The following is a 16,254-nucleotide window of genomic DNA, read 5'->3' on the forward strand; positions in this document are numbered from 1 at the left end:
TTCAGCTATTTTATATATCTACAATTATTTTTTCTTAGATTTTTCTTTAGATGTTTTCTCTACACTAACCTTTTCTGCATCCTTTGCCGAGGTTACTTTATCGCCTGCTCCTTTTGCTTTTGATTCTTTTGGTGCAGTTGCTTTGCTTTTTTCTGCTGATGTTTTCGAATTTTTCATAATTAATTTTCCTTTACACAATTAAACTTTTAGCCATTCTTATGCGGCTTCAACTTCATCTGGCTTAAATCCTTTTGAACTTCCTGGTGTTGCAATTGTAAAAACATTTGTAAACCACTCCACTCCTTTTTCGTGACTAAGCACTGCAATTTTTTTCCACTTTGTGAAATTTTCTAACCCGGGTTTAGCATCCTGAATCCAAGCTCCAGCAGTGAAGTTTTTCACATCGGTCTCTAAAATCAGTAAATACCTTATTTCGCCAAATTTTTCCACTGTTCTTGCCAACCCGGGTAATAAAACAGTTTTTATATCCTCGCTTGTTACTTCACCTGTGGCTCTAACGCCGAAAATATTATCCTGTAAACCCGTTATTTCTGCTAGCATTCTTCAATTTTATAATATTAGAACATTATGTATTGAAAGAAGTTTGGATTTTAAACAAATTCTAAAAGGTTGTGAATCTTATAAAACAGTTATCTGATAGATGATGTTATAAATCAAAATTTAAACGAAGAAATTAAATCTATGAAAATCAATTTATTAAAGATTCCAACTGCCATTGTAGCACTGGCGATTACGATATCTGCATGTAATAGCGACTCAAATAAATCGAACACAACCGATTCCTTAACAACAGATTCAAATGCTGTTTCATCTTTAAAACCTGCTGGTCCGCCGCCAGAATGGGGAAAAACCATTAAACCTGAAATGCAGGCGGTTATTGAGAAACTGGTAAGCTATGGCGATAAGCCGCTAGAAACATTGAGCGCTGTTGATGCCCGTAAAAATCATACACCAACAGATGCTGTTATGGACTTAGTTTCGGCGAATAAAATAGAAATTCCTGCACCAATGGTAGACACGGTTGGAAAAGATATTGATGCAAATGGCGCCAAAATTCATTTAAGAATTTACACACCGAAAGAGGCAAAAGGACCATATCCGGTTATAGTTTACTATCACGGGGGTGGTTTTGTAATTGCAAACCTTGATGTGTATAATGCATCAGCACAGGCATTGGCAGAACAGGTTAATGCAGTTGTGGTTTCTGTAGCTTACAGACTGGCACCCGAAAATAAATTTCCTGCGGCACACCAGGATGCTTTTGCTGCTTATGAATGGGTTGTTAAAAATGCGGCCAGTTTAAAAGGCGATCCGGCTAAAATTGCTGTTGTGGGCGAAAGTGCAGGTGGTAATCTGGCTGCAAACGTTTCTATAATGGCACGCGATAAAAAAATAATGATTCCGGTTCATCAGGTTTTGGTTTACCCAATTGCACAGGCGAACATGGAAACCGAATCGTATAAAATGTATGCTGATGCAAAGCCGTTAAATAAGGCAATGATGACTTGGTTTACGGAAAAATATCTAAATAATATGGATGAGGCTCAGAATCCTCAAATCTCATTAGTAAATGCGAAATTGCAAGGTTTGCCGCCAACAACAATTATTACGGCAGAAATAGATCCTTTACATGATGATGGTACAATGCTTGCCAATAAATTATCAGCCGCAGGCGTAAAAGTAAACAGTAGAAATTATGAAGGCGTAACCCACGAATTTTTTGGAATGGCGCTGGTTGTTCCGGAAGCAAAACAAGCTCAGGCTTACGCTGCCGAACAATTAAAAACTGCTTTTAAATAAAAAAAATGGGTTTAGCAAAATAGAATGCTAAACCCATTTTTAAATTCAGAGTACTCAAATTAAGCCCCTTTTTTCGAGCCTAAACTCTGCATAAGTTGTTCATATAGATCATCGCTACTTGCTTTCTGCGGTTTCATCTTCTTAACGGTTGCACGCTTTCCTTTGGCTTTAGCTTTAATGATCTTTAGCAGTTCATTGTGATATTCATCCTTAAATGAGCTTAAATCGAACTTGCTCGAATATTGCTTAATCAATGCTAAACCCACATCCATTTCTTTTTTAGTGATGGTAATATCTGTAACCTTGGTTACTTCTGCTAAACTTCGGATTTCTTCCTCAAAGCGAATTTTGGTGATCACAATAACGCCATCCATTGGATGAATAACACACAGATTTTCATTGTTACGTAATACGAACCTTGCAACGCCTGCTTTTCCCGACTTTTCTAACGCTTTAAGCAGTAAAGCATAAGCTTTTCTGCCTTGCTTTTCTGGCTCGGTATAATACGAGGTTTCATAATAAATAGGATTGATTTCTTTTATATCTACAAAATTTTCAAGCTCGATGATTTTTGTTTTTTCCGGAGCGGCTTCCTCAAAGTCATGCTTATCCAAAATAATATATCTGTCTTTTAGAAAATGCCCTTTTACAATTTTTTCAAAAGGTACTTCTTTATGGGTATTTTCATTAACCCTTAAATATTTAATTTTAGCCTGATCGCGTTCATCAAGCATATCTAAATCCAGATTGCTGCTTTGTACACCAGAAAACAACTTTACCGGAATATTTACAAGTCCAAATCCAATTGATCCTTTCCAAATTGATCTCATATTTTTTGTTTTATTAAGAAACATGCTAATAAATCATATTGTTTTCGATTAGAAATGTCATATTTCTTTACAGGCAAACTATTTATGGCATATCATGTTATTTAAGTATCTATTCCTTTGAAATTATGAAAATTGCTTATATATCAACTTACCCACCTCGCGAATGCGGTCTAGCCACTTTTAATCAAAACCTTGTTAATGCTTTGGCGCTTAATACTGCCTACGAAGCCGACAAAAGTTTTATTGTTGCAATGAACGAATCTGATGATTTAAATGAACATCAGTATCCGCAAGAAGTTAAGTTTGTAATTCGTCAGCAAAACCAACACGACTATTTAGAAGCTGCCAATTTCATCAACAACAGTGAGGTTGATGCCTGTATAATTGAACATGAATTTGGAATTTTTGGAGGAGAAAGCGGTGTATTCTTATTATCCTTAATAAATAATTTAAAAAAGCCATTTATTACGGTATTGCATACGGTGTTAAAAGAACCGAATTTTATGCAACAAACCATAATTAAAGAAATTGCAGCTAAAGCAGCTAAAATTGTGGTAATGAGCAAAAAAGCAGTTTTATTTTTAACAAGCATTTACCAAATTCCTTCTACTCACATACAGCTTATCGAGCATGGCGTACCTGATTTGGAGCCATCAGTGGATAATGAGTTGCTACAAACTGATTTATTTAAAGGTAGAAAGGTGTTATTTACGTTTGGTTTAATCAGCAGAAATAAAGGGTTAGAAACCGTTGTAAAAGCTTTACCATCTATTGTAAAAAAACGCCCTGAAGTATTATATGTAATTTTAGGTAATACCCATCCGGGTGTTGTAAAACATAACGGTGAAGAATATCGCGATAGCTTAAAATATTTAGCGAAGAAACTTGGCGTAGAGAATAATATCGCCTTTGTAAATAAGTTTGTATCAGAGTCTGAATTACATCAATATTTAACAGCTTGCTATTTATACATTACCCCTTACTTAAATGAGGCACAAATAACAAGTGGAACATTATCTTATGCCGTTGGTGCAGGTGCCGCAGTTATCTCCACACCATACTGGCATGCACAAGAGTTGCTTGCGGATGATAGAGGAAAGATTTTTGATTTTAAAAACGATGAACAATTGGCAACAATTGTAAATGATTTATTAGAAAATGAGCAAAATCATATAAAACTTAAAGAGAATGCATACCGTTACGGTTTAAAATTGAGATGGCCTGAAATTGGAAATACTTATATCAATACTTTAAATGAAGCGATTAGCTCAGTATCAAAACCTAAGAGAGAAATACCGCCGATAATTGATGTTGAACGTATGCCTGCCTTAAATTTGAGCCATATCGAATTGCTAACAGACGATACAGGCATAATTCAACACGCAAAATTTGGAATACCGAATTTAAAAGAAGGTTATTGCATTGATGATAACGCCAGGGCTTTGATATTGGTACTATTAGCTTACGAACAAGATAAAAATAAAAAAGCATTGAAGCTGATGCCTGTGTATTTGAGTTTTATTCAATACATGCAATTGGAAGACGGTAATTTTAGAAATTTCCTAAGTTTCAACAGGAATTATTTAGATGAAGTTGGCTCTGAAGATTCTTTTGGAAGAACGGTTTGGTCGTTAGGTTATTTAATTTGTGCAGCACCAAATAATTCATACCGGGAATTTGGACGTGAGCTTTTCTCAAATTCTGTTCGGCACTTTAAAGATTTAAAATATATCCGTTCTATAGCAAATACAATTATTGGGGTAAGCTATTATCTAAAGGCACACGATGGTGATGAACTTTTAATTGAGGAAATAAATCGTTTATCAGCTGTTCTGGTTGATGCTTACCGTAAAAATAAAGAAGACAAATGGCATTGGTTTGAAGATATTTTAACCTACGATAATGCGATTTTGCCATTGGCCTTATTAAGTCATTACGAGGTAACCGGAAATTTAGAATCTTTAGAGATTGCGATGGAATCAATAGAATTTCTAAATAGTTTTTCTTTTGAAAACGGATACTTAAATCCGGTTGGAAATGCTGGTTGGATGAAGAAACATGGCAAAAACCCGGTTTACGATCAGCAGGCATTAGAAACGATGGCGATGGTTTTACTCTATCACAAAGCCTTTGAAATTACACGTGATAATAAATATTTGAATTTGATGCACATCAGCTATGAGTGGTTTTTAGGTAGAAACAGCCTACATATTCCTTTGTATGATTTTGAAACACATGGTTGTGCAGATGGTCTGCAATTTAATAGTGTAAACAGAAACCAGGGCGCTGAAAGTACTTTAGCTTATTTCATATCTCACTTAACGGTGCTAAAGGCCGCAGAGATTGAATTTCAAACCCTTTCCTCTCCTTTAGTTGATGCAGAGAAAGTTTGTTAATGAATATATTTTGAATGCAAAAAGCCGGATTTTAAAAAAATCCGGCTTTTTGTTTTAAGAAGTTTTTTATGCTCATAAGTACGGTTAAGACTTTTTGCACAATGTTATTCTGAACTTTGCAATGAACAGGAAAGTATCGGAGAACTAATACTTACACAAATTTTAAGAAAAAAAACTATTTATTACCCTATGATTATTCTTCTGCATTATTCTCCAACAATTTGTTCAAAAGCAATTCTAAATTAACCGTTGCAAAGGTTGAGCTGTAATCTGATAATCCGTAAGGAATAATCAATTCGCCATTGCTGATAATTGAACCGCAAGAATACACTACATTAGGTACATAACCTTCGCGTTCATCTCCGTTAGGAATAATTAATGGTTCTTTTAAATGGCCAATTTCTTTTGTCGGATCTTCTAAATCAAGCAATCTAACACCAATGCAATATCTACGCATTGGCCCTACACCATGTGTCATTAAAAGCCACCCTTTATCTGTTTCTATGGGCGAACCACAGTTACCTACCTGCACCAAATCCCAATCGTAACGTGGCTGTTTTAATAAAATTGGATTTTCCCATACGTTAATCTTGTCTGAAAACATCAGATAATTATTCCATCCGTCTATCCTACTCATCATCACATATTTGCCTTTAATTTTCCTAGGAAATAAGGCTAAATTTTTGTTCTGTGCACCATCGCCATACAAAGGAATTACCTTAAACTCGTAAAAATCTTCGGTTTGAACCAGTTTTGGTATAATTAAAGAACCATCAAAAGCTGTATAAGTAGCATAATAAACCACTTTTCCATCATCTTTAATAAATTTTACAAATCTGGCATCTTCAATTCCTTTTCTTTCAAATTCAGAAATCGGGAAAATTACCCTGTCAGATAAATCGGTATCTTTCGAAAAGCTGATGGTATGGTAAGTATCAGAGAGCCAAAGCACTTTATCGTACTCTATAAGTCTGTTCTGATTATCCTGATGTAAAATTTTTGAATCTTTGATGATGTTACTCAAACTGGTGTACTCAAATTTATCGTCGAGCTTGCTTTCCATTTCTTCCAAAACCGAAGGGTCGATTTGTGCATAAGCAGCCTTTTTCAAGAACATTTTTTTAACGTAAATTGCATTGCGAATTACTTCAGCTTCATCAACATAATTACCTACCGGTAAAACAGATATGTTATTTTTCGCATCAATTAAAGCACGTCTGAAAACAATAGAAGATATATGTCCTTCACCTACAGCCCTGAAGCTGATTATAACACGTTTTTCACCTTCTACTAAATCAGTTTGGTCAGGATCATCTATAATACTTGGATTAAAAAAAGCTGCCGATTCGATTGAATATTCATGTGTAAAGTAAGCTCCGATTAATAACTTGGTGTAAGGATGTAAATCTTCTAAATCTACGTTTAAGGCGGTAAGCTGTTTTTTAAGCTTTTTACAATGCCTGTTTAGTATTTTAGTAATATTTCTGTGCCTTTTAGAATACTCTTGCAATATTGGCGACACTAAAGAAAAAACTTTCTCATCAGAAAACTGCAGCACTTTTTTAATGACTTCCAAAGCTCGTTCTTCTCCGTTAAAAAAGAAACGGGCAATTACTCTTTTTGTATCAGGGTTAACTTTAACCGGTTTTCGTTCTATGTGTAATCTCATTTTTATGTGTTTATTAGCGATAAATTAAGACAAAATCTTCATCTATTTCTACAATATTTAGTAACTAATTTTTAGCTATAATTGTTTCATTTGTTTTGCTGATAATGTGGTTCTAATAATAAATAATCACAATGTGATAATAATATTTAACTTTAAAATTTTTAAAATATTCTATTTATATGTCTGAAACTGAAATTTCTGAAACTAACGTACTGAATAAAGAAAATAATCGCTTGAAAAAGTTAGCTCGTTACGAGATTTTAGATACGAAACCAGAATTAGCTTTTAATACAATAGCAAATTTAGCTGCCAATATTTTTGAAAGTGAAAATGCAGCCATTTCTTTTGTTGATGAAGAAAACGTTTTTTACAAAGCCTCAGCTTCACAAAAATTTGATAATGTAGATGAACTTTGTAGAAAAGTAATTCAGAACACTGATGTAACAATAGTTAAGGATAATATTTTAGTTCCATTTTTTATTGCTGCGCCATTAATTACGCCTGAAGGCTTTATAGTGGGTACAATACATGTAACTAGCCACCAGAAAATTGAGCCTACTCAAAAACAAATTGAGATGCTTAAAATGCTTGCCGGTTTGGTTATCGATAAATTAGAAAACAGATTTGCCATGCGTACGACAATGCGCACACAGGATAACCGAGTGAATATGCTTGTGCATGATTTAAAAAATCCAATGACTACCATTTCCCTTCAATCTGAGTTGATTGGCAGAATGCCTGGCTTGGATGAGCGTAGCAAAATGATTGCGGGAAAAATAAACGCACAATCGAAGAACATTGTAGAAAGCTTAAACCATATTGTAAGTACGGCAAGAAGCGAAAATGCAGCGGTAAAACTTCAAAAAGGAAAGGTTGATTTTAAAAGTTTACTGAATAAAATTTCAAATGATTTTGGAGAAAGACTGAATAAAAGAATTTTACTATTAAAAATAGATGCACCTGAAGTTATAGAAGTTTATGGCGATGAAGAAAAATTATATTTGGCTATTGAAGCCCTGATTAAAAACGCCATCAAGTTTTCGAACTCGGGAGCAGAAATTCATTTAATTTGTTCACTTTCAGAAAATATTCTTAATATTTCAATTATAGATAAAGGCGTTGGTATTGAAGAAGGCGATTTAGAAAAGCTTTTTATAAAATTTGCGAATTTTAATAATTCCCCAAAACAACTTCAAAGTTCAGAAGGATTAGGTTTACTACTTGCCCGAACAATTTTTGAATTACATAAAGGAAAACTTTGGGCAGAAAGTGCAGGAAAAGATAAAGGCACAACCTTCCATGTCGAAATACCTTTAAGGTAATTAAGTTAGGTTTACAAGCACATTTAATTTCATTTCTTCTAAAACAATCCGTTCAGAATCTGTTCGGTTTTTGTACGACCATTTTATTAATCTAACTAAACCATTTTCGATTTCAATTCCGGTAATATCCCCATCGTTAAAACAACAGCAACCTGTATTAAAATAAGCAGATTTGTATTTTTTAAGCGCCGGCATTTCTTCGCCTTTACCAATGAGTTTGTTAAGTTCACCTTTTAATAAGGCTGTTTCTGCCTCATTTTTTTGCTGCTCAGCAAATTGAATTTTGTAGTAAAGCCTTTCCAGATGTGTTAACGAAGCAAAAACCGGTTGATGGGTATGACCAGTAATTAAAGCTACATTATTTTCCTTTTCTACCCAATTGTACATCAACGCGTTATGAACTGTTTTAAGCTGATTATCATAAGCTGGCGTATTTGGATTAATTTTTAAATAGGATTGAAAAGGCGCCCATATTGTGCTAACAAACCATTTGCTAAACCAGTTTCCATCACTCTGCAAATCTCCCTGGTGGCCGTGGGTTAAGAAAATATCTAAATTTTTATCTTCTATATTAAATCGTAAAATTGCGCCTTCATAAATCCGAATGCTTTGGCCATAAATACGGTTCAGATTGAAGGATGATAATGGATCATTATCCCAATACAAATCATGGTTGCCAAATATTTTCGTGAAAGCATTTCTTTCTATAAACTTTCTTTCCAAATCAAATGTTTTCTGGTTGTGCTTAATAACAGATTCCATTAAATTTTCCCAAAGTTCTTCACTATCTCCCAAATTCAAATAATGGAAACCTTCCTGATTATAGAATTCTAAAGCCTTAAGGTAATTTTTCTCAGCAAGGGCAAAATCATCTGCAAAATCTCTTGCTCCTTTATGCTGATCAGAAAAGATAATATATTTCTGATTACCATCAGCGTTAAATATCAGTCCTCTTTTGCCATCACCACTATTTATTTTTTGATAAAGCTTAGTCAATGCTTCATTTATTCTGGTTGCATTTGGTCTGGAACCAAACTTATTCGACATGCGAATTACCCAATTACTCAATAAACGTTGCAACAACTTGCGCATAAATCTTTATTAAATTAGCTTTATCTCTTTAAACCTTCACTGCTGCACTCACCTTGTCATCCTGAGCTTGTCGGAAGACCTTTTAAAAGTAAGAAATAAAACAATTCAACAAGATAAATCTTTCAATAACCAAAAAAGACTGCAATAAATGCAGCCTTTCAGATTTTGAATTATTTAAGTTTAAATTATGCGTAAGCAATGGCATCTTTTGATGGTAGTTTGGTTTTACCCATTAAGTATTCATCTACTTTACGTGCGGCCTCTCTTCCCTCAGAGATTGCCCATACTACTAACGATTGTCCACGGCGAACATCACCAGCGGCAAATATTTTACCAATATTGGTTTGATAGTTATGCTCAGAAGCTTTAACATTTCCTCTGTTATCCAATTCTACACCTAATTTTTCAATTAAACCTTCTTTTTGCGGATGTAAAAAACCCATTGCAAGTAAAACCAATTCGCAAGGCAAATCTCTCTCACTGCCAGCAACTTCTTTAAAGGTTACGGGTCTGCCGTTCGCATCAATTTCCCACTCAACATCTACAACTTTTAGCGCCTTTAGATTTCCGTTTTCATCGGCTATAAAGTTTTTAGTATTTACCGACCAGGCTCTTTGGGCACCTTCCTCATGCGAAGAAGTATTTTTCAATAACATTGCATAATTAGGCCATGGCATATTTTCGGTTCTTGCCTGTGGTGGCATAGGCATAATTTCAAATTGGGTTACCGATTTTGCACCGTGGCGATTTGATGTTCCGATACAATCAGAACCTGTATCACCACCACCAATAACAATTACGTTTTTGCCTGTTGCCATAATATCTTCAGATAAAACTTCTCTGCTGGCTACGCGTTTGTTTTGTTGTTTTAAGAAATCCATTGCGTAATGTACACCTTTTGCTTCCCTACCCGGGATAGGTAAATCTCTTGGAATAGTAGAACCACCGGCTAAGACAATTGCATTAAAATCTCTTAACAAAGTGCTGATTTCTATATTCTCACCAACATTTGCATTGCATTTAAAAATGATGCCTTCGTCTTTCATCAAATCCACACGGCGATCTACCACGTTTTTTTGAAGCTTAAAATCAGGAATGCCATAACGCAATAAACCGCCTGGTGCATCATCGCGTTCAAAAACTGTAACCTCATGTCCGGCTTTGTTTAGTTGCGCTGCGGCAGCCATTCCGGCCGGGCCTGAACCAATAACTGCAACTTTTTTACCTGTACGGATTAATGGTGCCTTTGCCTTGATGTAGCCTTTTTCGAATGCAATTTCAATAATGTGTTTTTCAATTTCCTCAATAGAAACCGGCGGACGATTTATTCCTAATACACAGGCCGATTCGCATGGTGCCGGACAAATTCTTCCGGTAAACTCCGGGAAATTGTTTGTACTTAATAAAATATCTGCTGCTTGCTCCCACTTGCCTTGATAAACGGCATCATTAAATTCTGGTATCACGTTACCCAAAGGGCAACCCGACTGACAGAATGGAACGCCGCAATCCATACAACGGGCAGCTTGTCTGTTTAATTCTGATGATGGCAATTCATTTAAAAATTCACCATAATGTTTAACACGAGTTGAAGCCTCTTCTCTAGTGGGCGCAACTCTATCGTATTCTTGAAATCCTGTTACTTTTCCCATGACTAGTGTGTTTTTACCTGTTGATTACGTTTTGCTAATACTGCTTTATATTCTTTAGGGAATACTTTAACAAAATGACTCGATTGTGTTTTCCAATCACTTAAAATAAATTCCGCAACCTTACTATCTGTCAGTCTGATATGCGTTTTTAATAAAGCTAATATTCGCTCTTCATCTTCAGCTTGTAATGGGTCAAGATCAACCATTTCTTTATTACACTTTCTTGAGAAAGTTTTGTTTGCATCGTATATCCAGGCTACACCGCCGCTCATACCTGCAGCGAAGTTGCTTCCGGTATCACCAAGAATTAAAACTTCTCCGCCCGTCATGTATTCACAACCATGGTCGCCTACACCTTCTACAACCGCAGTTGCACCAGAATTACGAACAGCAAAACGTTCGCCTGCTTTTCCTCTTGCAAATAACTCACCTGAGGTTGCTCCGTAAAGCGCAACATTTCCTATAATTATATTTTGCTCTGGTATAAATGTTGAATTCGCAAAAGGATAAATGGCTAAGCGAGCGCCTGATAATCCTTTCCCAACGTAATCGTTTGCTTCGCCTTCTAATGATAGAGTAACCCCACGCGTATTGAAAGCACCAAAACTTTGACCTGCAGAACCAACAAATTTAAAATTGATGGTATCTGGAGGCAGGCCTGCGCTTAAATGTACTTTGGATATTTCGTTAGATAACATTGTACCCAAAGAACGGTCGGTGTTTTTGACACTGAAGCTTGCAAAAACAGGCTCATTATTTTGTATTGCAGGTTGAGCTGCGGCAATTAATTGATGATCTAAAACATGTTCTAAACCATGATCTTGCTGTTCAGTGTTGTATAAAGGAAGTTCGTTATCTTCAGCTTTAAAAAGAATTGCAGATAAATCTAAGTGTTTTAACTTCCAATCTTCTTCCGGCAATTCACGCACTTTTAAAATATCAGCCTGGCCAACCATTTCATGTATCGTTCTAAAACCTAGCTCAGCCATTATCTCACGTAGTTCTTCAGCAAGGAAATGGAATAGATTAACCACATGGTCTGCATCGCCGCTAAATAACTTTCTTAATTCAGGGTCTTGCGTTGCCACACCAACCGGGCAAGTATTTAAATGACACTTACGCATCATTATACAACCCGCGGTTACTAAGGCAGCCGTTGCTACACCCCATTCTTCGGCACCTAATAAAGCCGCAATGGCAATATCTCTACCTGTTTTTAACTGACCATCAGTTTGTAAAACGATTCTGTTACGTAATCTATTTTTAACTAAAGTTTGATGTGCTTCTGCTAAGCCTAATTCCCATGGTAAACCTGCATGCTGGATAGATGTTAAAGGTGATGCACCAGTTCCACCATCAAAGCCTGAAACCAAAATTACATCAGCATGTGCTTTAGCAACTCCGGCGGCAATTGTACCAACACCAGCTTTAGAAACTAATTTAACATTGATTCTAGCTGCTCGGTTTGCATTTTTCAAATCGTATATCAGCTGTGCTAAATCCTCAATAGAATAAATATCGTGGTGTGGTGGAGGCGAAATTAAACCTACACCTGGCGTTGAGTGACGAACTTTTGCAATCCAATCATCAACTTTATCGCCAGGTAATTGTCCACCTTCTCCTGGTTTTGCCCCCTGAGCCATTTTAATCTGTAACTCATCAGCATTTGTTAAATAATAACTGGTTACGCCAAAACGTGCTGAAGCAACTTGTTTAATTGCCGAACGCATACTATCGCCATTTGGCAATTTTGTATAACGCATTTCATCCTCACCGCCTTCACCAGTATTACTTTTTCCGCCAATACGATTCATCGCGATAGCTAAAGTAGAATGTGCTTCGTGAGAGATTGAACCGAAAGACATCGCCCCTGTTGCAAATCTTTTCAAAATTGATTCTGTAGATTCAACTTCATTTAATGGAACCGGAGTTCTGGTATAATTAAATTCAAACAATCCACGAATGGTATAAGCCTGCTGCGTTTGCTCATTTACTAATTTCGAATATTGCTTAAATACATTGTAGTCATTTCTACGGGTTGCATTTTGCAATAGATGGATGGTTTGCGGGTTAAACAAATGCGCTTCACCTTTTCTGCGGAATTTATAAGTTCCACCGGCTGGTAATAAGTTTTCTGTTTGTGTTGCCGGACCAAAACTACGGTGATGTTTAATTAGAGTTTCTTTTGCAATTTCATCCAAACCTAAACCACCAACGCGAGAAACAGCTCCTGTAAAATACGTATTTACAACCTGTTTATTTAAGCCCAGAATTTCAAAAATCTGTGCGCCTTGATACGACTGTAAGGTCGAAATACCCATCTTTGAGAAGATTTTAAGCAATCCTGCATTCACAGCGTAAATATAATTTTTAGTTAGTTTTTCTGCGGATAAACCAGACTCTGCCTGAAAACCATTTATCGTTTCTAAAGCCAGGTAAGGATTGATTGCCGTAACACCAAAACCTAGTAAAGTTGCAAAGTGATGAACTTCCCAGATATCGCCAGCTTCGATTACAATACCAACCGCACCACGATAACCTTTACGGATTAAATGATGGTGAACTGCAGAAACCGCCAACAAAGAAGGCATTGCAGCATGTTCCGAATCGATTGCCCTATCTGTTAATACGATAACCTGAAAACCATCTTCAACAGCATCAACCGCGTAACGGCAAAGTCTATCCAAAGCCTTCGCCATAGCACCAGGTTTTCCATCAGCTCTAAAATAGGTTTGTAATGTTTTAGCCTGAAAAACACCTGTATCGATACTTCTTAATTTCTCTAATTCCTGATTGGTTAATATTGGATGTTTTATAGCTACGCAATGCGATTGCAAAGGGTTTTCTTCCAAAAGATTACCATTGCTACCCATAAAACTAGCCAAACTCATCACCACTTTTTCCCTAATCGGATCGATTGGCGGGTTGGTTACCTGCGCAAATAGTTGTTTAAAATAATTTGATAAATGTTGCGGACGTTTTGATAAAATCGCTAAGGGTGTATCAGTTCCCATCGAACCAATTGGCTCTTTGGCATCAATAGCCATTGGTTTTAAAAGCAAATCGATATCTTCTCTGCTGTAACCAAAAACCTGCTGATATTTAAAAATAGATTCTTCCGAAAGCCCGGTAAACATTACACGCGGCTCAGGCAATTCCTCTAAGCGAATTTGATATTGGTTAATCCAATCTGCATAAGGACTTTTACTGCAAACCTGCGTTTTAATTTCTTCATCGCTGATGATTCTGCCCTGCTCCATATCCACAACGAACATTTTGCCGGGCGTTAATCTACCTTTTTCTATAATTGTACTTTGGTCGATAGCCAATGCGCCGGCCTCTGACCCCATGATAACACGATCATCAGACGTAATGGCATAACGAGAAGGACGTAAACCGTTTCTATCTAAGGTTGCACCGATCAATTTACCATCTGTAAAGGCAATTGCTGCTGGTCCATCCCAAGGCTCCATTAAAGTTGCATGGAATTCATAGAAAGCCTTTTTCATTGGGTCCATATCTTCATTACCATCCCAGGCTTCTGGTACTAACATCATTAAAACATGTGGCAAGGTTCTGCCTGCATGCAATAATAACTCAATAACGTTATCTAAACAACCCGAATCCGAATTCGTTTCGTCGATAACGGGTAATAACATATCCAGTTCTTCTGGCGTAAAATATGCCGAAGCAAAAGATTTAACACCAGCCCTAAACCAGTTTAAGTTCCCTTGTAAGGTATTAATCTCTCCATTGTGAGCAATAAAACGGAAAGGTTGAGCTAATCTCCAAGATGGGAAAGTATTGGTTGCAAAACGTGAGTGTACCAAGCCTAAAGCCGAAACCACACGTTTATCAGTTAAATCTTTAAAATAGGTACGAACTTGCAAAGAAGTAAGCTGGCCTTTATAAATAATGGTTTGTGCAGAAAGGGAAACAATGTAAAAATCTTTACCACCGTGAACTGTATTTACAATAAGTTTAATCAGGTAGTTTTTAAAGATGTATAGCTTGCGTTCGAAATCGGCACCAGGATTTACCGCGTATGGTCTGGCGATAAAAACCTGCTCAATTTCAGGCTCAACAGATAATGCCATACTGCCAATATCGGTGGTATCTACATCAACCTTTCTAAAACCTAAAATTTCGAGTCCGAGTTTTTCAGCAGCACGGTAAATAAGTTCTCTGCATTCTTCTCTCGAACGAATATCCTTCGGCATAAATAACATGCCAACACCATAATTATTGGTTTCTGGTAAGCTAAAGCCAGCTTTTAAACATTCATCATAAAAAAATTCGTGAGGAATCTGAATCATGATTCCGGCGCCATCGCCTGTGTTTGGTTCTGCTCCACTTGCCCCTCTATGATCTAGATTTTCTAAAATAGTAAGCGCATCGGAGATGATTTGATGCGATTTTCGCCCTTTCACATGCGCAACAAACCCGATACCGCAGGCATCGTGTTCGAATTGTGCATTATACAATCCACTGTTTGGTTCCATTCTTTGCTCGTTAGTTGTTAGTGTATAGGAAACACTAAGTTAAAAAAAATGAATTGCAAATTATAGAGTTGATACGATTTTTAGAATAATTTTAGTTCTTATACAATAAATTGAAGTTAAAATACAATATCAACAACAATAAAACACTTTAATTGTAATATTTATAAATGAATAATATTGGCTTTTTAACTAACTTTTAAGGTGTAATGTTTAGTAAATCGATTAAATAAATATTTTATATATAAATTATGTATTTATAAATGAACACATATAATGTTTAATTAAACTTTGGATTATATATTTTAATGACATCACAAACATTCATTTGCAATGACAGAGATATTTTCGATTAAGCCTAAAAATAATTTACAAGATTTATCTTCGCTGAACACTTCTTATTTCTCTGCGAAGGTAGAAATGACGAAACTAAATATCATTAACTGATGGAAAAACAAAGAAATTGTCTTCTTGAGCTTGCCGAATGACCTTATTTTTTTGCTATTTCAACCGTTACAAGATCTTCGACAAGCTCTGACTGACAACCGTTTTCTTATAGTTAATAATATTTGTAAGCCCCTCTTTCCTTTATCCATAATAACAATTGAATTGCCATGATATATATAATGGTTCCTTAGTATGTACATAAGTTTTACTACCTATTAAAACTTTATTAAATTACTAATCAGCGTTATAGCTTAAATGACTAAAAAATTAAATAAATGGGTTTTGCAAAACCACATCTTTTTCTACCTTTGTGCCGGGCAAGTCTTTTACGACCAGCTCCCTTTGAACTCCCCCAGGATGGGAACATAGCAAGGGTAGAAGGTTGTAGCGGTGCGATAGAAGTTGCTTGCCCATTTTTTTCTTTTCCCTTAATCCCTCCGATATAAAATCGGAGTAAACTCTGAAGGGGGAATTAAATTCTTCAGGGTTTAAATCTTATAAAACTCAAATATTTAAGAATTTATAA

10 protein-coding genes and 1 other RNA gene are annotated in these 16,254 nt (G+C 36.0%); 4 read left to right on the forward strand and 7 right to left on the reverse strand.

From position 1 onward, the window contains the following. Window positions 1-24 precede the first annotated feature (24 nt). Entirely contained in the window at window positions 25-177 is a 153-nt protein-coding gene (locus tag LUA90_RS17045) for a hypothetical protein (RefSeq protein ID WP_231459557.1), read from the reverse strand. A gap of 39 nt (window positions 178-216) precedes the next feature. Further along, complete coding sequence (locus LUA90_RS17050) at window positions 217-561, reverse strand: STAS/SEC14 domain-containing protein (RefSeq protein ID WP_231459556.1); 345 nt, start codon at window positions 559-561, stop codon at window positions 217-219. 141 nt (window positions 562-702) lie between these two features. Between LUA90_RS17050 and LUA90_RS17055 the strand changes: the two genes are divergently transcribed. Beyond that, entirely contained in the window at window positions 703-1,821 is a 1,119-nt protein-coding gene (locus LUA90_RS17055) for an alpha/beta hydrolase (protein WP_231459555.1), read from the forward strand. A gap of 59 nt (window positions 1,822-1,880) precedes the next feature. Here the strand turns inward: LUA90_RS17055 and LUA90_RS17060 are convergent, their stop codons facing one another. After that, window positions 1,881-2,651 (reverse strand): Ku protein, encoded by a 771-nt coding sequence (locus LUA90_RS17060; protein WP_231491849.1) that lies wholly within the window; start codon window positions 2,649-2,651, stop codon window positions 1,881-1,883. A gap of 125 nt (window positions 2,652-2,776) precedes the next feature. Here LUA90_RS17060 and LUA90_RS17065 point away from each other — a divergent pair, with 125 nt between their 5' ends. Then, entirely contained in the window at window positions 2,777-5,047 is a 2,271-nt protein-coding gene (locus LUA90_RS17065) for a glycosyltransferase (protein ID WP_231491851.1), read from the forward strand. A 193-nt stretch (window positions 5,048-5,240) separates the two neighbouring features. Here LUA90_RS17065 and LUA90_RS17070 read toward each other — a convergent pair whose 3' ends face one another. Further along, window positions 5,241-6,716: a glycoside hydrolase family 130 protein gene (locus LUA90_RS17070; protein ID WP_231459551.1), complete on the reverse strand. Its 1,476-nt coding sequence runs from the start codon at window positions 6,714-6,716 to the stop codon at window positions 5,241-5,243. Window positions 6,717-6,895: 179 nt separating this feature from the next. Between LUA90_RS17070 and LUA90_RS17075 the strand changes: the two genes are divergently transcribed. Beyond that, window positions 6,896-8,038 (forward strand): HAMP domain-containing sensor histidine kinase, encoded by a 1,143-nt coding sequence (locus LUA90_RS17075; RefSeq protein WP_231459550.1) that lies wholly within the window; start codon window positions 6,896-6,898, stop codon window positions 8,036-8,038. Here LUA90_RS17075 and LUA90_RS17080 read toward each other — a convergent pair whose 3' ends face one another. From LUA90_RS17080 to gltB, 3 genes are all read right to left on the reverse strand, one after another. After that, a complete protein-coding gene (locus LUA90_RS17080; RefSeq protein WP_231491853.1) occupies window positions 8,039-9,130 on the reverse strand; it encodes a metallophosphoesterase in 1,092 nt (363 codons plus the stop codon). Between the two features lie 185 nt (window positions 9,131-9,315). Next, window positions 9,316-10,782, reverse strand: coding sequence for a glutamate synthase subunit beta (locus LUA90_RS17085; protein WP_231459547.1), 1,467 nt, complete (start codon window positions 10,780-10,782; stop codon window positions 9,316-9,318). A gap of 2 nt (window positions 10,783-10,784) precedes the next feature. Further along, window positions 10,785-15,284 (reverse strand): glutamate synthase large subunit, encoded by a 4,500-nt coding sequence (gltB, locus tag LUA90_RS17090; RefSeq protein WP_231491855.1) that lies wholly within the window; start codon window positions 15,282-15,284, stop codon window positions 10,785-10,787. A 759-nt stretch (window positions 15,285-16,043) separates the two neighbouring features. On the opposite strand from gltB, the gene ffs reads away from it, so the two are divergent. Then, window positions 16,044-16,143: signal recognition particle sRNA small type (gene ffs / locus LUA90_RS17095), an RNA gene on the forward strand. The last annotated feature ends 111 nt before the right edge of the window (window positions 16,144-16,254 follow it).

Origin of the sequence: Pedobacter sp. Leaf170 (genome assembly GCF_920984665.1) — a bacterium.
Classification (GTDB): Bacteria; Bacteroidota; Bacteroidia; order Sphingobacteriales; family Sphingobacteriaceae; genus Pedobacter.